This is a genomic window from Kitasatospora sp. NPDC101183 (assembly GCF_044767945.1).
In the GTDB taxonomy this organism is placed as follows: Bacteria; Actinomycetota; Actinomycetes; order Streptomycetales; family Streptomycetaceae; genus Kitasatospora.
Map to the genome: position 1 here is coordinate 1 of NZ_JBIWOW010000029.1, position 16,022 is coordinate 16,022.

The 16,022-nt window shown below is 75.4% G+C and carries 15 protein-coding genes; 8 read left to right on the forward strand and 7 right to left on the reverse strand.

The features are described 5' to 3' along the window. Positions 1-191 precede the first annotated feature (191 nt). The 5 genes from moeZ to ACIRRS_RS31435 all read right to left on the reverse strand — a co-directional run bounded on the left by moeZ (position 192) and on the right by ACIRRS_RS31435 (position 6,583). A complete protein-coding gene (moeZ, locus tag ACIRRS_RS31415) occupies positions 192-1,370 on the reverse strand; it encodes an adenylyltransferase/sulfurtransferase MoeZ (RefSeq protein WP_402977949.1) in 1,179 nt (392 codons plus the stop codon). Between the two features lie 227 nt (positions 1,371-1,597). Then, entirely contained in the window at positions 1,598-2,620 is a 1,023-nt protein-coding gene (locus ACIRRS_RS31420) for an NAD-dependent epimerase/dehydratase family protein (RefSeq protein WP_402977952.1), read from the reverse strand. Between the two features lie 92 nt (positions 2,621-2,712). Next, a complete protein-coding gene (locus ACIRRS_RS31425) occupies positions 2,713-3,810 on the reverse strand; it encodes a hypothetical protein (RefSeq protein ID WP_402977954.1) in 1,098 nt (365 codons plus the stop codon). Then, positions 3,810-5,402: a DUF3492 domain-containing protein gene (locus ACIRRS_RS31430; protein ID WP_402977957.1), complete on the reverse strand. Its 1,593-nt coding sequence runs from the start codon at positions 5,400-5,402 to the stop codon at positions 3,810-3,812. Before ACIRRS_RS31430 ends, ACIRRS_RS31425 begins: the two co-directional genes overlap by 1 nt. A 278-nt stretch (positions 5,403-5,680) precedes the next feature. Further along, on the reverse strand, positions 5,681-6,583 hold the full coding sequence (locus ACIRRS_RS31435) for an alpha/beta fold hydrolase (protein WP_402977959.1): 903 nt from the start codon (positions 6,581-6,583) through the stop codon (positions 5,681-5,683). Between the two features lie 221 nt (positions 6,584-6,804). Between ACIRRS_RS31435 and ACIRRS_RS31440 the strand changes: the two genes are divergently transcribed. The 3 genes from ACIRRS_RS31440 to ACIRRS_RS31450 all read left to right on the forward strand — a co-directional run bounded on the left by ACIRRS_RS31440 (position 6,805) and on the right by ACIRRS_RS31450 (position 8,279). Next, positions 6,805-7,467, forward strand: coding sequence for a TetR/AcrR family transcriptional regulator (locus tag ACIRRS_RS31440; RefSeq protein WP_402977962.1), 663 nt, complete (start codon positions 6,805-6,807; stop codon positions 7,465-7,467). Between the two features lie 128 nt (positions 7,468-7,595). Then, positions 7,596-7,823, forward strand: coding sequence for a DUF3107 domain-containing protein (locus ACIRRS_RS31445; protein WP_402977965.1), 228 nt, complete (start codon positions 7,596-7,598; stop codon positions 7,821-7,823). Positions 7,824-7,961: 138 nt separating this feature from the next. After that, positions 7,962-8,279, forward strand: a complete 318-nt coding sequence (locus tag ACIRRS_RS31450; RefSeq protein WP_402977968.1) for a hypothetical protein — start codon at positions 7,962-7,964, stop codon at positions 8,277-8,279. Positions 8,280-8,283: 4 nt separating this feature from the next. Here ACIRRS_RS31450 and ACIRRS_RS31455 read toward each other — a convergent pair whose 3' ends face one another. Next, a complete protein-coding gene (locus ACIRRS_RS31455; RefSeq protein ID WP_402977971.1) occupies positions 8,284-9,012 on the reverse strand; it encodes a ferritin-like fold-containing protein in 729 nt (242 codons plus the stop codon). 693 nt (positions 9,013-9,705) lie between these two features. On the opposite strand from ACIRRS_RS31455, the gene ACIRRS_RS31460 reads away from it, so the two are divergent. The 5 genes from ACIRRS_RS31460 to ACIRRS_RS31480 all read left to right on the forward strand — a co-directional run bounded on the left by ACIRRS_RS31460 (position 9,706) and on the right by ACIRRS_RS31480 (position 15,085). After that, on the forward strand, positions 9,706-11,616 hold the full coding sequence (locus ACIRRS_RS31460; protein WP_402977974.1) for a DEAD/DEAH box helicase: 1,911 nt from the start codon (positions 9,706-9,708) through the stop codon (positions 11,614-11,616). A 178-nt stretch (positions 11,617-11,794) separates the two neighbouring features. Then, positions 11,795-12,676, forward strand: coding sequence for an alpha/beta fold hydrolase (locus ACIRRS_RS31465; RefSeq protein ID WP_402977977.1), 882 nt, complete (start codon positions 11,795-11,797; stop codon positions 12,674-12,676). 383 nt (positions 12,677-13,059) lie between these two features. Further along, a complete protein-coding gene (locus ACIRRS_RS31470; protein ID WP_402977980.1) occupies positions 13,060-13,218 on the forward strand; it encodes a hypothetical protein in 159 nt (52 codons plus the stop codon). A 318-nt stretch (positions 13,219-13,536) separates the two neighbouring features. Further along, positions 13,537-14,175 carry a DUF6758 family protein gene (locus ACIRRS_RS31475; RefSeq protein ID WP_402977982.1) on the forward strand — a complete coding sequence of 213 codons (639 nt, stop codon included), beginning with the start codon at positions 13,537-13,539 and terminating at the stop codon, positions 14,173-14,175. Between the two features lie 49 nt (positions 14,176-14,224). Next, entirely contained in the window at positions 14,225-15,085 is an 861-nt protein-coding gene (locus ACIRRS_RS31480; protein WP_402977984.1) for a PHP domain-containing protein, read from the forward strand. Positions 15,086-15,093: 8 nt separating this feature from the next. Here the strand turns inward: ACIRRS_RS31480 and ACIRRS_RS31485 are convergent, their stop codons facing one another. Beyond that, positions 15,094-15,732 (reverse strand): suppressor of fused domain protein, encoded by a 639-nt coding sequence (locus ACIRRS_RS31485; RefSeq protein ID WP_402977986.1) that lies wholly within the window; start codon positions 15,730-15,732, stop codon positions 15,094-15,096. Positions 15,733-16,022 lie beyond the last annotated feature (290 nt).

Below are 16,022 nucleotides of genomic sequence, written 5' to 3' on the forward strand. Positions count from 1 at the left end.
GGTCCGACAACCGCTCACCCGCAGGCGCCTTGACCTGCCCCACCCTCGCCACACCACAACCAACGAGGCTCAGGCACCAAAGTCACCGGCATTGGTTCTAGGGCCTGTCCGGCGGATCTTGCCGGGCGCACGACGCCGGGCAAGATCCGCCGGACAGGCCCCAGACGTGAAGGGGCCCGCCGGACGGTCGTCTAGTAGACCGGCTTGTGCGGCTCGATCTGGTTCACCCAGCCGAGCACGCCGCCGCCGAGGTGGACGGCGTTGGCGAAGCCCGCGGCCTTGACCACGGCCAGCACCTCGGCCGAGCGCACGCCCGACTTGCAGTGCAGGACGATCTTCCGGTCCTGCGGCAGCTTCTCCAGCGCGTCGCCCATCAGGAACTCGTTCTTGGGGATCAGCACCGCGCCCGGGATGTTGACGATCTCGTACTCGCCGGGCTCGCGGACGTCGATGAGGTAGATGTCCTCCTCGTCGTCCTGCCACTGCTTGAGCTGCTTGGAAGTGATCGTCGACCCGGCGGCGGCGGCCTGCGCCTCCTCCGACACGACGCCGCAGAAGGCCTCGTAGTCGATGAGCTCGGTGACGGTCGGGTTCTCGCCGCAGACCGCGCAGTTCGGGTCCTTGCGGACCTTCACCTGGCGGTAGTTCATCTCCAGGGCGTCGTAGATCATCAGGCGGCCGACCAGCGGGTCGCCGATGCCGGCGAGCAGCTTGATGGCCTCGTTGACCTGGATCGAGCCGATGGACGCGCACAGCACGCCCAGCACGCCGCCCTCGGCGCAGGAGGGGACCATGCCCGGCGGCGGGGCCTCCGGGTAGAGGCAGCGGTAGCAGGGGCCGTGCTCGGCCCAGAAGACGCTGGCCTGGCCGTCGAAGCGGTAGATCGAGCCCCAGACGTACGGCTTGCCGAGCAGCACCGCGGCGTCGTTCACCAGGTACCGGGTGGCGAAGTTGTCCGTGCCGTCCACGATCAGGTCGTAGCCGGAGAAGATCTCCATCACGTTGGAGTTGTCGAGGCGCTCCTCGTGGAGGACCACGTCGACGTAGGGGTTGATCTCCTTGACGGAGTCCCGGGCGGACTCGCCCTTGGAGCGGCCGATGTCCGACTGGCCGTGGATGATCTGGCGCTGCAGGTTGGACTCGTCGACCACGTCGAACTCGACGATGCCCAGCGTGCCGACACCGGCGGCGGCCAGGTACAGCAGGGCGGGCGAGCCGAGGCCGCCGGCGCCGACGCACAGCACCTTGGCGTTCTTCAGCCGCTTCTGCCCGGCCATCCCGACGTCCGGGATGATCAGGTGGCGGGAGTACCGGCGGACCTCGTCGACGGTGAGCTCGTCGGCCGGCTCGACCAGGGGTGGCAACGACACGGGGACTCCGATGGTGTCTCGTTCAGGTGGCCAGGGCCAGCCTCGTACGGGTGGTTGCTCCGCCACGCGGGTGGCTGTTTAGGCCAACAGTGTCACGCCCCTCCGGTATTCCGAGACAGCCCGTCCGATGGGCGAGACGGGCCGCGCCGGTATCCGAGACCGGCGGGAACCGCGCGGAAGGCGCCCCGGGCCTGCGGTTTCGGGCCCGGGGCGCCTCCGACGGGCGGTCAGACGCGGCAGGCCGTCTCCAGCCAGACGTCGCCGAGGGACTCCTCCAGCGGGACCTGTGTCCGCCAGCCGAGACGGTCCCTGGCGGTGCGCACGTCGGCCTGGCGCCAGGGCACCGGCTCCCCCGAGGGCCGTCCTTCGGGGCGCTGGCCCGGCCCGTGGCCCGTCACGTGGCCCGGCGCGTGACCCTCCGGCCGGTGGCCCGGCAGGTGGTGACCGGGCAGGTGGTCGCCGTGCGACCCGGCGGCCTGCGCGGGCAGCAGGACCTGCCGGTTCTCCTCGACGACGGCACCCTCGAAGCCCGAGGCGCGCACCAGCAGCTGGGCCGCGTCCCGGGCCCGGACGGCGTGCCCGCTGCCGATGTTGATCACCCCGGTGGCGGCCGAGACCGCCGCCGCCTGGATCGCCCGGGCGACGTCCCGGACGTCGACGAAATCCCGGTATCCGGACAGGTCCGGCATCCGCACCTGGCTCTCGTCCCGCTCCAGCGCCCGGCGCAGCCCCTCCGCGAGCCGCCCGAACAGCGAGGCCGTCGGCGCGCCCGGCCCGACCACGTCGAAGACCCGCAGCACGGCCGCGTCCAGGCCCGAGGCGAGCACCAGCTCCGTCCCGGCGAGCTTGGAGACGCCGTACGGGCCGACGGGGCGCGGCTCGGCCTGCTCGGAGACCGGCACGCCGCCGGGCACCGGCCCGTACTCGGCGGCCGAGCCGACGTGCACCAGCCGGGCCGGCTCCCGGCTGCGGCGGATCGCCTCGCAGACCGTCGCGACGGCCAGCGTGTTCGACCGGATCAGGGTGCGCGAGCTGCCGTAGGTGGCGCCCGCGCAGTTGATCACCACCTGCGGCACGACCGCGTCCAGGAAGCGGGCGAGCGCGCCCGGGCTCCCGGTGGTCAGGTCGAAGCGGATGTCGGCCGAGTCGCGCCGGCCGAGCACCGTCACCTGCAACTCCTGGTCCATCAGCAGACGGTCGGTGACCCGGCGGCCGATGAAGCCGTCGGCGCCGAGCAGCAGCACCCTCATCGGGGGTGTCCTTCCACGAAGCGAGGTCGGGGTCGACCTGCGGACTGACAAGCGAACGTACGGGAACGTCAAGGGAGTTGGTGCCTGGGCGGCTATCGTGCCCAGCGGTGCGAGCCGGCCCGGCCGAGCACGGCCCAGGCGTGGGCGAGCAGCACCGCCGCGACGGGGCCGCCGCCCAGGAGCAGGGCCTCGGGGGCTCCCCGGCCGAGGGCGAGCAGCGCGCCGGTGGCGGCGGCCGAGGCCGTCGTGCCGAGCGCCGCCGCCGGGGCCCGGCCGCAGCGGGCCAGCAGGGCGGGCAGCACCAGCAGCAGGCCGAGCACGCCCTGCGCCGCCCAGGGCCAGGGGCCGGCCCGCTCGGCGGCCAGGTGCAGCAGGCCGCCGGCGTGGCCGGGCCCGGGGCGCGGGGCGAGGGCGGTGAGCACGGCGAGCGCGGCGAAGGTCAGCACCCCGAGCACCGCCAGGTGCAGGGCCACGGCGACGGGCAGCACCGGGCGCATCCGGGACCGGAACTCGGCCAGGGTCGCGGCCGCGCCGAGGTGGCCGCGCCCGACCTGCCGGTACCAGCGGGCGGCCCGCTCGGCGGCCCCGGCCGACAGGGCGGCCGCCAGCACCAGGGCGGCGGCCAGCGGCTCGTCCCCGCCAGGCGCGCACAGCGGGAGCAGCAGCAGCGCGGCCAGCCCCAGCCCGTACCCGAGCAGCGCCGGGCTCCAGCGGGAGCCGGGCCCGGAGCACGGCGGACGGTACGGGCCCAGCCGCCCGGCACCGGCGGGCCCGTACCAGGGCGGGCCCGGCTCGGCGGGCGGGTCGGCGCTCAGCGCGGGCAGCAGGGCCAGGGGCACGGCGGCGGGCAGCAGGACCGCCGGGCCGGCGCCGAGCGCGGCCACCGCCGCGCAGGGCAGGGCGGCGAGGGCGGCGGCGAGCAGCGTCGCCCGGCTCGCGGCGGCGCACTCGCGCGGCGGGGCCGGCTCGGGCGGCGGCGGGCGGCGCGGGACCCTGGCGTACAGCTCCTCGGCGAGGGAGAAGAGGTCGGCGTGCCGGCAGCGGGCGGCGGCCTCGGGGCCGAGCCCGGCCTCCTCCAGCCCGGCGGCGATCTCCAGCGGGTCGACGGCGTGCTCGCACAACTCCCGGTGCCCGGCCATGAGTTCGCGCACCGGGTCGGCGCTGGCGCCCGCCGCCGCACTGCCGGCCATCAGACGGCCTCCGCGTACTCGGGGCTCGCGGACGCGCCGTCGGCGCCCTCGGCCCCCGGGGTGCGCGGGCCGTCCGCGAGCCAGAACTCGGCGGGCCGGGCGAAGGGGCGCGGGGAGCCGCCGCCCTCGCCGCCCGCGCCTGTGGGGAAGGCCGGGTACTGGGAGACGACCTCCAGGTAGATCTCCCGGAAGGCGCCGATGACGGGCTCGACGGCGAAGCGTTCCTGCGCCCGTAGCCGCCCGGCCAGGCCCAGCCGGTCGCGGCGCTCCTCGTCGCGCAGCAGCGCCAGGCAGGCGCCGGCCAGGGCGCGGGGGTCGCGGGCGGGCACCAGCAGGCCGGTCGGGCCGACCACCTCGCGGGCGACGCCGACGTCGGTGGAGACGACGGCCCGGCCGCTGAGCATGGCGTCGGCGAGCAGGGCCGGGGAGCGCTGGGAGAGGGCGGAGAAGACGGCGACGGTGCCGCCGGCCCAGGCCTCGGCCGGCGAGGCGGGCCGGCCGGCGAACTCCACGGCCCCGGCCACCTCGAGGCGTTCGGCCAGGGCCTCGCAGTGCGCCCGGTAGCCGGGCCGGGCCTCCTCGCCGTGGACCGTCAGCCGGGCCCCGGGCAGGGCGGCGCGCACCTCGGCGAAGGCGTGCAGCATCAGCTCCAGGTCCCGGCCGGGCTCCAGGGCCCCCGCCCAGACCAGGGTCGGCGCCTGCGGTTCGGCCCCGGCGGCCGGGCGCTCGACGGCCTCGGTGCCCTCGTACACCACCCGGGTGCGGGCCGGGTCGGCGCCGCAGCGGCGCTGCCACTGCCGGTCGTGGTCGCTGCCGGGGGTCAGTATCGCGGCCTGCCGGTACGTCTCCTCGGTGAGCGCCCGGAAGAACGCGAGCAGCAGGGCGCGCACGGGCCAGCGGTAGGGGGCCTCGCGGTAGCCGAGGTACTGCTCGCGCAGGTGCAGGCCGTGCTCGGTGACGACGAAGGGGACACCGTGCAGGTGCCGGGCGACGAGCGCGGGCAGGGCGGCCGGGCCGGCGCCGACGACGTGGCACAGGTCGGCGGAGCCGAGGCCGCCGGGCCCGGCGCCGTACCAGGGGGCGGAGAGCGGGCGCAGGCACTGTTCGAGCAGGTCGGCGGCGACGAGGACGTCCCGCACCAGAGGGTGGCCGGCGGAGGTGTCGGCGCCGGGCAGGCGCCAGACCCGCTCCAGGACGCGGCGGGCGTGGGCGGAGGCGAGGAAGGCGGGCAGGGTGGCGTCCTCGCGGTCCTCGCGGGCGAGTTCGGCCAGCCCGTAGAGCCCGGCGGCGAACCCGCCCCGCTCGCGGGGCATCACCAGGGCGCGCACCAGCTGTTCGTACGCCCGGGCGTACTGGCGTCTGCGCAGGGCGCCCGGGGCGCGGCCGCGCGGGCGGCGGCCCCACAGCGCGAGGGCGCGCGCCCCTCGCCAGACGGACGGGAGGTGGTCGACGGCCGTCGGCCCCTGCGGGCCGGTGAGCAGGTACAGCTCGAACCCGTGCTCCGGCAGGCCCTCGGCGAGCCGGTCGCACCAGCGGCCGGCGCCACGGTTCGGATGGGGTCGGGCACCCTCGGTGAGCAGGGCTACGCGCACGGGAGACCTCCTAGTCAGCCGCCCCTGGAACGGGGCCACGGGAGCCGCGGGGCCGTACGCCGGAGGCCTTCCTCGCGCCGCCGCCTGCCGATTCCTCCGGCGTCCGCGGCCCTCCCCCACACCTGTTCGGTCCGGCAGCAGAAAGGTAGGACCGGCCCGCGGCCCACCATCGCTCACCTGCCTGGTTGCCACCTGAACGAGTGAACCGGCGTGACCTCGCACCGCGCCGGGCCGTTACCGGGCGGTTCCTCCCCGAGGGGGCGTGCGGGGCGTGCCCGTCAGCGCGCGGTGTGCGCGATCAGCTCCCGTACGGCGCGGGCCACCGCGTCCGGGTGCTCCATCATCGCGACGTGCCCGGACTCGGGCAGCACCAGCAGCCGGGCGTCCGCGAAGGCCGCGCAGGCCCGGCGGGCCGAGCGGTAGGCGACGAGCTTGTCGCGCAGCCCGTACACGAGCAGCACCGGCGCCTCGACCCGCTCGGCCTGGCGCCACAGCGCCTGCTCCCCCCGCTCGGTGTAGGCGGAGACGATGCCCCGGGCCGAGCCGATCAGCGCCGCCATGGCGTGCGGCACCTCCAGCCGGCGCCGGTACTCGGCCACCGCCCGGTCCCGCTCGACGGGGCTCAGGCCCGCCGGGTCCCCGTAGACCAGGCGCAGCAGCTCGTCGGTGGCCGCCTCGACGTCGCGCCGGCCCGTCGAGACCCGCCCCAGCAGCGCGGGCAGCCCGGGAAGGGCGAGCAGGCCGGTCGGCCAGGCGGAGCGCTGCGGGGGCAGCTCCGGCAGGGCGGGCGAGACGAGGGTGAGGCTGCGCACGAGGTCGGGGCGCAGCGCGGCGAGCCGGACGGAGACGGCGCCGCCGAGGGAGTTGCCGAAGAGGTGGACGGGCCCGCGCCCGGCGGCCTCCAGCAGGCCGATGACGGCGCGCACGTGCCCGGACAGGCTGAGGTTGCCGTCGCTGGGCGGGCCGGAGCGGCCGAAGCCGGGCAGGTCCACGGCTTCGCCGTCGAGGCGGTCGCCGAGGCGGTCCATGAGGGCCGTCCAGTTGGCGGCCGAGCCCCCGAGGCCGTGGACGAAGAGGGCGGGCTCGCGCCCGTCGGGGCCGTCACCCTCCGTGCCCCGGTGCACCGCCAGCACCGCTCCGGGGACCTCGACCGTACGGACCTGCTGCTCGGGGGTGCTCATGGAGGACGATGGTAGTGAGCCGGGGTCGGGGGCGCCCCGGGCGGCCCTGATCGTCTTCTCCCTCGTCACAGCACTGCCGGGGCCGAGGTCAGCGCCGTATTGTGGGCTCCTGACAAGCCTGCCGGTCGGATTTCTCGGCCGCACCCGAACGCGGGCGCGGTTACCGAAAAGTAGAATCGGCCGTCTCGTCGACCCCGTAGAACCCCGAAGTGAGGAGCGCCGTGACGGCCATCCAGGAGGCGCAGGAGCGCCCGCGCGGTGCCCGCCTGCCGCGAAGCGCCCGCCGTGAACAACTGCTCGGTGCCGCTCAGGAGGTGTTCGTCGCGCAGGGTTACCACTCGGCCGCCATGGACGACATCGCCGACCGCGCCGGGGTCAGCAAGCCGGTGCTGTACCAGCACTTCCCCGGGAAGCTGGAGCTGTACCTGGCCCTGCTGGACAAGCACTGCGACGCGCTGGTCGAGTCCACGCGCGACGCGCTGTCGGCGACCACCGACAACAAGCAGCGGGTGGCGAACACGATGGAGGCGTACTTCAACTACGTCTCCAGCGAGTCGGGCGCGTTCCGCCTGGTCTTCGAGTCGGACCTGACGAACGAGCCGGCCGTGCGCGAGCGGGTGGAGCGGGCCTCCGAGGCGAGCGCGACGCTGGTCAGCAAGGTGATCCAGGAGGACACCGACCTGCCCGAGTCCGAGTCCAAGCTCCTGGCCGCCGGCGTCTGCGGCCTGGCGCAGATCACCGCCCGGTACTGGCTGTCGCAGGGTCTGGAGATCCCGCGCGACGAGGCGGTGCGGCTCGTCGCGAGCCTGGCCTGGCGCGGCCTCAAGGGCTTCCCCATGCACCCGGGCGAGCTGGGCCCCGAGGGCACCCCCCAGCAGGGCTGATCCGGCGGACCTTCGCCTGGCCGGTGATCGGGTGCTCTATGGTGAAGCCCGTACGGCGCGGTCGCCGCGAACGCTTGTTCCCAGGCGGTCCGGTGCCCGTGCGTGGAGTGCAACCCCGGAGGGAAGCCGTGGAGGTCAAGATCGGCGTGCAGAACGCGCCGCGCGAGATCGTGATCGAGAGCTCGCAGACTGCCGATGAGGTCGAGGGCGCGGTCGCGAAGGCGCTGGAGGGCGACGCGAAGCTGCTGTCGCTGACCGACGAGCACGGCCGCCGGATCCTCGTCCCGGCCGAGCGCCTGGCGTACGTGGAGATCGGCGAGCAGGCCGTCCGCAAGGTCGGTTTCGGCGCCCTCTGAGAGGTCGCGTGAGCATCGCGTCACGGTGCCCCGTTCCCGGTGGGAGCGGGGCACCGTCGCGTGTACGGGCCGGTCGGGCGGGGTACGGGCGCTCTTGCGGCACCGCAGGCCGCACGCCCGTCCCCCCGGGAGGCCGCCTTGCTGGTCGAATCGATCGCCTTCGCCCTCGTCGGCCTGGCCACGGGCGCGCTCGCGCTGCTGGGCCTGCCCGCCTACTTCCGCGCACCCCGGCCGCTGACGGTCGGGACGGCCCTGGCCTCGGCGCTGCTGGGCGGGACGGTGGCGCACTTCTGCCTGGACGGTCGCTACCCGGTCGGTTCGGTGGTGGCCTCGGCCCTGGCCTCCGGGGTGCTCACCTCGCTGCTGGCCCGGCCCGACCTCGCGGCCGGACTGGCCCCGGCGCACCGCCACCGCCCGGGCGCCCACCGCGCGCAGCGGCGGCACCGGGCGGCGTGAGCATCTAGCTCGCCAGGCCGAGGGCGGCCATCCGCCGGGTGTGCGCCTCGGTGATCCGGTTGAACATCTTGCCGACCTCGACGAGGTCGAAGCCCTGCACCTGCACGCCGCCGACCAGCAGGTTGGACAGCGCGTCGCGCTCGGCGACCACCCGCTGGGCCTGGCTCAGCGCCTCGCCCATGAGCCGCCGGCCCCACAGGGCGAGCCGGCCGCCGGCGCGCGGATCGGCCTCGATGGCCTGGCGGACCTTGTCCACGGCGAACTGGCCGTGGCCGGTGTCGGACATCACGCCGAGCACCAGGTCCCGGGTGTCGTCGTCGAGGCGGACGGCCACCTCGCGGTAGAAGTCCGTGGCGATGGCGTCGCCGACGTACGCCTTGACCAGGCCCTCCAGCCAGTCCGAGGGCGCCGTCATCCGGTGGAACAGCTCCAGCGGCTCGACGAAGGGGCGCATGGCCTCCTGCGGGTCCGCGCCGACCTCGGCGAGGCGGTCGTGCAGCCGCTGGTAGTGCTGGAACTCGGCGGAGGCCATGCGGGCCAGGGCCGCCTTGTCGGCGAGGTCCGGCGCCAGCTTGGCGTCCTCGGCGAGCCGCTCGAAGGCGCTCAGCTCGCCGTACGCGAGCGCGCCGAGCAGATCCAGCACCGCGGCGCGGTAGCCGGGGTCGGCCGAGCACGTCGCCCAGTCGCCGATCGAGCCGACCGCGCCGTCCTGCGTCTCACCATGGGTCTCCATGACCCGCCACCTTAGTCCGGCCCGGGCCCCCTCCCCACCGCGGGCGCACCCGGGTGACCGGCCGGATCGCGCCGTTTCGCCCCCCTCCCGGAGGTCGATGTCACACGCGTCACGTGTTCGAGTCGTCGCCTGACTGTATGGTGGTACGGAGCCCCGTCGTGCTCGCACGGAGTCACCGCCGTCTCGGTGCCCCCGCGCAGGCCGCCCGGTGGCGGCGCCGTCCCCTCGGACGCGTCCGCACCGAAGGCACGGGCACTCACGTACGCGGATGCCCGGTCGGAGAGCCGATCGGCTCCGACCAGGGTTTGGACCTCAAGCCTTGGCACCGCATCAGTGGCCGAGCGAGGGCCGCCGAGACCCCGCCCCCTGGCGGAGGTCCCGCGCAGGTCCCTCACGGGAATCCTCCCCGACGCCGCCGGCGACGCGCCCCGCACCCACGGGCCGCGCGCACCGGCCGGCCGCAGGGACCGGCGCGGTTGTGCGTCCGTGCAGCTGTACGAGGCCGTCAGGCCCGTACACAGCCGCGCGCGCCCGCCCGCCGCTCGCTCTCGGCCCCTTTCACACGGAAGAGGCAGCACCCTGTCCACCACCGCTGAACCCAACAAGACCACGTTCCGAGAACTCGGCATCCTCGCGGAGACCGCGGAAGCCCTGGAGTCCGTCGGAATCGTCCACCCCTTCCCGATCCAGGAGATGACCCTCCCGGTGGCCCTGACCGGCCACGACGTGATCGGCCAGGCCAAGACCGGCACCGGCAAGACCCTCGGTTTCGGCCTCCCGCTGATCGAGCGCGCCATCGTGCGCGCCGACGTCGACGCCGGCCGGGCCAAGGAGGAGCAGCTCTCCGACTTCCCGCAGGCGCTGATCGTCGTCCCGACCCGCGAGCTGTGCACCCAGGTCACGAACGACCTGCAGACCGCCGGCAAGGTCCGCAACGTCCGTGTGCTCGCCGTCTACGGCGGCCGGGCGTACGAGCCGCAGGTCGAGGCGCTCGCCAAGGGCGTCGACATCGTCGTCGGCACCCCGGGCCGACTGCTCGACCTGGCCGGGCAGAAGAAGCTGAACCTGTCCAAGGTCCGCGCGCTGGTCCTCGACGAGGCCGACGAGATGCTCGACCTCGGCTTCCTTCCGGACGTCGAGAAGATCATCACCATGCTGCCGGCCAAGCGGCAGACCCTGCTGTTCTCGGCCACCATGCCGGGCCAGGTCATCAGCCTCGCCCGCCGGTACATGAGCCAGCCCACCCACATCCGGGCCACCGCCCCGGACGACACCGGCGCGACCGTCGCCAACACCGAGCAGCACATCTTCCGTGCGCACTCGCTCGACAAGGTCGAGATGGTCTCGCGCATCCTCCAGGCCGACGGCCGCGGGCTCGCGATGATCTTCTGCCGCACCAAGCGCACGGCCGCCGACGTCGCCGACCAGCTGACCCAGCGCGGCTTCGCCGCGGGCGCCGTCCACGGCGACCTCGGCCAGGGCGCGCGCGAGCAGGCCCTGCGGGCCTTCCGCAACGGCAAGGTCGACGTGCTGGTCTGCACCGACGTCGCCGCCCGCGGCATCGACGTCGAGGGCGTCACGCACGTCATCAACTACCAGTGCCCCGAGGACGAGAAGACGTACCTGCACCGGATCGGCCGCACCGGCCGCGCCGGCGCCTCGGGCACGGCCGTCACCCTGGTCGACTGGGACGACATCCCGCGCTGGCAGCTGATCAACAAGGCGCTGGACCTGTCGTTCAACGACCCGGAGGAGACCTACTCCACCTCGCCGCACCTGTACGAGCTGCTCAAGATCGCGCCGGGCACCAAGGGCGTGCTGCCCCGCTCGGAGCGCACCCGGGCCGGGCTCGGCGCGGAGGAGATCGAGGACCTCGGCGAGACCGGCGGTCGCGGTGCCCGCACCGGGCGCGGCGGTCGCGGGGGCAACGGCGGCAGCGGTGGCAACGGCAGCACCGGCGGCCGGGGCGGGCGCTCCGGCGGCCCCGCGGTCGAGGCGCCCGCGGCGGAGGAGAAGCCGCGCCGTACGCGTGAGCGCCGTCGCACCCGCCGGGGCTCGGCGGTCGACGAGGAGGGCACGGCCGAGGCCGTCGCCACGGCCGCCGTCGCCACCGAGACGGTCGCGGCCGTCGAGGGCGGCACGGAAGAGGAGGCCCCGCGTCGCCGCCGTCGCCGCTCCCGTGCGGGCGCGGCGGAGGCGGTCGTCGAGACCGTCGAGGCCGCTGCGGTGGTCGAGGCTCCGGTCGCCGAGGAGGCCCCGGCCCCCCGCAAGCGCACCCGTACCCGCAAGGCCGCCGTGGCCGAGGTGACCACCCAGGTCGCCGAGGTCACCGAGGTCGCCGGAACGGCCGAGGCCGTCGAGGCGCCGGTCGCCAAGAAGGCCACCCGCACCCGCAAGCCGAAGGCCGAGGCCGTCGAGGCCGCTGAGGCCCCGGTGGCGGAGGCGGCCGAGGCGAAGCCCGCCACCCGGACGCGGACGCGCAAGCCCAAGGCCACCGCCGAGACCGCCCCCGAGGCGGCCCCGGCCACCGAGGCGCCCGCCGAGGTCCCGGCCCCCCGCAAGCGCACCCGCGCCCGCAAGGCCACCCCCACCCCGGAGAGCTGAGCCCCGGGCTCCAGCCCCACAGCCGCGCCGCCCGACACCCCTGGTGTCGGGCGGCGCGGCCGTTCCCACCCCTGGTGAGGTGTGGCCGGGGGTGGCGCGGCTGTGGGGCCCGCCCGGTGGGCGTGGGGACTCTAGGCTCGGGGGCTACGTGGGTTGTGGAGAGTGGGAGGCGCGGGGGATGAGTACGCCGCCGTTTCTGGTGTTGCCCGGGTGTGCCCGGGTGGAGCGGGTGGTGACCGGTCGGGGGGCGTTCGCGGCGTTGCGGGCGGAGCCCGAGGGGGCGGTGCGGGGGTCGGCCTTGCTGGTGCCGGGGTTCACGGGCAGCAAGGAGGACTTCATCGCGCTGCTGGAGCCGCTCGCGGCGGCCGGGTACCGGGTGACGGCGGTGGACCAGCGGGGCCAGTACGAGACGGGCGGGCCGGACGATCCCGCCGCGTACGCCGTGGGCGCGCTCGGCGAGGACGTCCGGGCGCTGACCGACGCGCTGGTGGCCGAGGGCTCCGGCCCGGTGCACCTGCTGGGGCACTCCTTGGGCGGGCAGGTCGTGCGCGAGGCGGTGCTCGCCGCCGGGCCCGGCCCGCTGCCGTGGCGGTCGTTGACGCTGGTGTCCACGGGCGCGGGCGCGATCGCCCCCTCGGAGGCGGCGCGCACCGGGCTGCTGCTGGAGGTGCTGCCGGTGATGGGCCTGGAGGAAATCTGGCAGGTGATGCGGCAGATGGAGGCGGGCAGCGCCGAGCCGAGGCCGCCGCTGCGCCCGGAGATCGAGGAGTTCCTGCACCGCCGCTGGCTGGCGAACGTGCCGACGGCGCTGGCCGTCACCGGCGCCCACCTCGTCTCCGCGCCGGACCGGGTGGCCGAGCTGGCCTCCGTCGCGGGGGCCCGGGGGCTGCCGGTGCTGGTGATGTCGGGGGAGCGGGACAACGCCTGGCCGGTGCCGGAGCAGGGCGCGATGGCCGGTCGGCTGGGCGCCCGCCGGGTCGTGGTGGAGGGGTCGGGGCACTCCCCCGCAGCCGAGGAGCCGGCGGCGACGGCGCGGGCGCTGGCCGGGTTCTGGGGCTGAAACCGGCGGCCGCCACCGCAGTGGTCTGAACCACTTCTCGTGATCCGATCGTTCTCATCACGCGACAAAATTCGTTAGTTACGGTAATCTTTGATTCTGTCCGGGAATCAATCGCCGCCCCGCACCAGGTCGCCCTTCGGTCGAAACCTGGACGTAACGGGCGGGCAACGGCCCGGCAGCACGACCACGGCACCGTGGTTCCACGAGGCAGTAGAGGCAGTAGACGCACCGGGCAAGCCCAGGGGGAGCCCTTGCCGCAGCAGACCGCCCCACGTACGAACCGTCCGGTCCGGCCGCTCCGCCGGACCCGCCGGACCCCGAAAGGGCTGATTCCGACTCAGCCGCGATCGCCCCGCCCCGCGGGGACAGGAAAGGAGACGCCCATGACCAAGTCCATGCGTTTCGAGATCGTCCGTCTGGACGAGGCCGACGGCTCCGCCGCCGGCCGTCTGATAGCCGACGCCGAGACCGTCCGCGAGGTCGTCCAGGCCGCGGCCCGCACCGGCGAGCGCCTGCTCATCCGTCCGTGCCCGACCGTCTGACCCCGCGCGGCGCCTGCGACCGCGAGGCCGCACCCGCCGCCGACGAGCCGGGATCATCCGATCCCGACGTTCCGATACCCGACTGACGCCCCGTCCGACGACGGGGCGTCAGTGCGTTCGGGCCCGTTTCGAACTCCGCCCTCCCCCGCCGCCCCACACGTTTGCCGCCCTCCACGACGGGACATCCCCCAACGGGAACCGCCCGGACTCCGCCCACCCCGCGCCGGCCCGGTCTTCGCCACCGACAGGTGCCGCCGAGCCCTCCGTACGGGTGATCGTCCTTGACGCGGCGGTCCGGAGGGAGGAGCGTTGTCGGCTATGAGGGGCGAGCCAAGCTGTCCGAGGTGCGCCGGTCGGGTCCGCGCCCCCGGGCTGTTTTCGGACACCTGGCAGTGCGACCTGCACGGAGCCGTGCACCCGATGCAGCCCGTGCTGCCCCCGAGCGTGGAGGCCCTCGGCGTGGCCGTGGCCCGCTCCCAGGTCCCCGTCTGGCTTCCCTGGCCGCTCCCCGTCGGCTGGCTCTACACCGGCATCGCGCACGTGGGGGACGACGTCTCCGGCGCCCGGGCCACCGCCGTCGCCTGCTCCGGGCCCGCTCCGCTGGGCGGCTTCGGCGAGCTGGTGCTCGTCGCCGAGGAGCTGGGCGTCGGGCTCGGCGCCCGCTACGCCGGGCTCCCGGGGCCGGACCCGGGCGACTCCGTCGGCCTGTACAAGCCCGCCGACGCCAAGCTGATGGCCGCCGGCCGGCCCACCCCGATGTTCCACGTCGCGGACGCCCCCGCCGACCGCGCCGTGTTCGTCGGCGAGGCCCGCGGGCTCTGGCTGTGGGCGGTCGCCTGGCCCGAGCAGTCGGCGCTGGTGATGTACGACGAGCTGGTGCTCACCGACCTGCGCGAGGCCGGCGCCGAGCTGGACCTGCTGCCTTGCGGGGCGCTCTCCCCGCGCCTGCTCGGATAGCCCCTGTCCTATCCTGGGCCGCACCCACGAGCCCCCAGGAGTACGCCCCGTGCGCATCGACCTGCACGCCCACAGCAACGCCTCCGACGGCACCGACAGCCCGGCCGAGCTGGTCGCGGCGGCGGTCGCCGCCGGACTCGACGTCGTCGCGCTGACCGACCACGACACCGTCGCCGGGCACGCCGAGGCCGCCGGGGCCGTGCACGCGCTGCCGGAGGGCACCCGGCTGACGCTCGTCCCCGGCGCCGAGCTGTCCTGCGTGGTCGGCGGCGTCAGCATGCACCTGCTGGCGTACCTGTTCGACCCCGAGGAGCCGGAGTTCGCGCGCGAGCGGGAGCTGGTGCGCAACGACCGGTTCCGGCGCGGGGAGGCGATCGTCGAGCGCTGCCGCGCGCTCGGCGCCGACATCACCTGGGAGCAGGTGCGGCGGATCGCCGGGGCCGGATCGGTCGGGCGGCCGCACATCGCCAGTGCCCTGGTCGAGGCGGGCGTGGTGGCCACCGTCTCGGACGCCTTCACCGACGAGTGGCTGGCCAACGGCGGCCGGGCGGACGTGCGCAAGCACGAGACCGACCCCCTGGAGGCCGTCCGGCTGGTCCGCGCGGCAGGCGGGGTGCCGGTCTTCGCCCACCCCGGCGCCGTCAAGCGCGGCCGTACGGTGCCGGAGCAGGTGATCGCCGACCTCGCGGCGGCCGGGCTGGGCGGCCTGGAGGTGGACCACACCGACCACGACGAGGAGACCCGGGCGCACCTGCGCGGCCTGGCCGGGGAGCTGGGGCTGCTGGTCACCGGCTCCAGCGACTACCACGGCGGGCGCAAGGTCGTCCGCCTCGGCGAGCACACCACCCACCCGGAGGTCTACGAGGCGCTGCTGGCGCAGGCGAGCGGCGCGAAGCCGATCGGGAAGTAGGCTCCCGCTCAGTCCAGCGGGACGCCCCGGCGCCGCGGGTCGCGCAGGTCGGTGCCGTGCTCGAGCCAGCGCTCCTGGAGGGCGGCCGCGCCGTGCACCCGCTTCCAGCCGGCCTCGTTGGGCGTCATCGGCAGCAGCGGCAGGAACCGTACGGGCTCGGCGGGTTCGGCCAGTTCGAGGTCCTCGACCAGGCCGCCCGGCTCGGCGGCGAGCACCGAGGTGAAGGGGGCGCCCTCCCAGAGCGGGGCGCCGAGGTCGAGCGAGCCGCCGGGGGCCACGACCAGGCCCTCCACCTGCGGGGTCGCGGCGAAGGTGGCGAGGGAGCGCAGCACGTCGTCGCGGCCCCCGCGCACCGTCAGCAGCAGTTCGACGCGCGGGCCGCGCACCTGGTCGGCGACGGGCGAGGTCGGGTCGGCCATCGGGGCGGCGGCCATGCCGAGCGTCGAGTAGCGCACCAGGCCCTCGGCGTCCGGGCCGAAGCGCAGCACCTCGATGCGGTCGGCGCCGAGGAAGGTGACGGCGGCCCGGCCGCCCGGTTCGCCGAAGGTGGCAATCAGCCGGGCCTCGACGGCGGCCAGCACCGCCTCCCGGGTGAGGTCCGGGGAGTCGCCGTGGAAGTCGCCGAAGAGCGGGAAGTCGTGCGCCATGCCGGTGAGCGTAACCCGCTGCCGCTCGGCCCGTCCCGTGCGTCAAGACCGGGTAAACCCCGGGGCAAGGGCCGCCCGGCGGGTGTTAGGGTGAGCGACTGGCCACCGGGACGCCTCTGCCCCGGGGCGGCGGCGCGAAGGAGGTGGTTGCGGTGGATACCGGCCGACCATGCAGTACCGGCAGCTCTGCCCGGCCCCGTCTTCCCCGCACCCCCCGCTCCGCAGGCTGATCCTGCGGTAGGCCCGGGCGGCTGATCGGCGAACGACCCGGTCGGGAGAGCACCTTCGTC

Bases quoted from the DNA above. Each gene is read 5' to 3' on its own strand.
- ACIRRS_RS31425 (WP_402977954.1), bottom strand. From the start codon at position 3,810: ATGGCCGGCAGTGCGGCGGCGGGCGCCAGCGCCGACCCGGTGCGCGAA.
- ACIRRS_RS31435 (WP_402977959.1), bottom strand. From the start codon at position 6,583: ATGAGCACCCCCGAGCAGCAGGTCCGTACGGTCGAGGTCCCCGGAGCG.
- ACIRRS_RS31420 (WP_402977952.1), bottom strand. From the start codon at position 2,620: ATGAGGGTGCTGCTGCTCGGCGCCGACGGCTTCATCGGCCGCCGGGTC.
- ACIRRS_RS31465 (WP_402977977.1), top strand. From the start codon at position 11,795: ATGAGTACGCCGCCGTTTCTGGTGTTGCCCGGGTGTGCCCGGGTGGAG.
- ACIRRS_RS31485 (WP_402977986.1), bottom strand. From the start codon at position 15,732: ATGGCGCACGACTTCCCGCTCTTCGGCGACTTCCACGGCGACTCCCCG.
- ACIRRS_RS31455 (WP_402977971.1), bottom strand. From the start codon at position 9,012: ATGGAGACCCATGGTGAGACGCAGGACGGCGCGGTCGGCTCGATCGGC.
- ACIRRS_RS31475 (WP_402977982.1), top strand. From the start codon at position 13,537: ATGAGGGGCGAGCCAAGCTGTCCGAGGTGCGCCGGTCGGGTCCGCGCC.
- ACIRRS_RS31460 (WP_402977974.1), top strand. From the start codon at position 9,706: ATGACCCTCCCGGTGGCCCTGACCGGCCACGACGTGATCGGCCAGGCC.
- ACIRRS_RS31470 (WP_402977980.1), top strand. From the start codon at position 13,060: ATGACCAAGTCCATGCGTTTCGAGATCGTCCGTCTGGACGAGGCCGAC.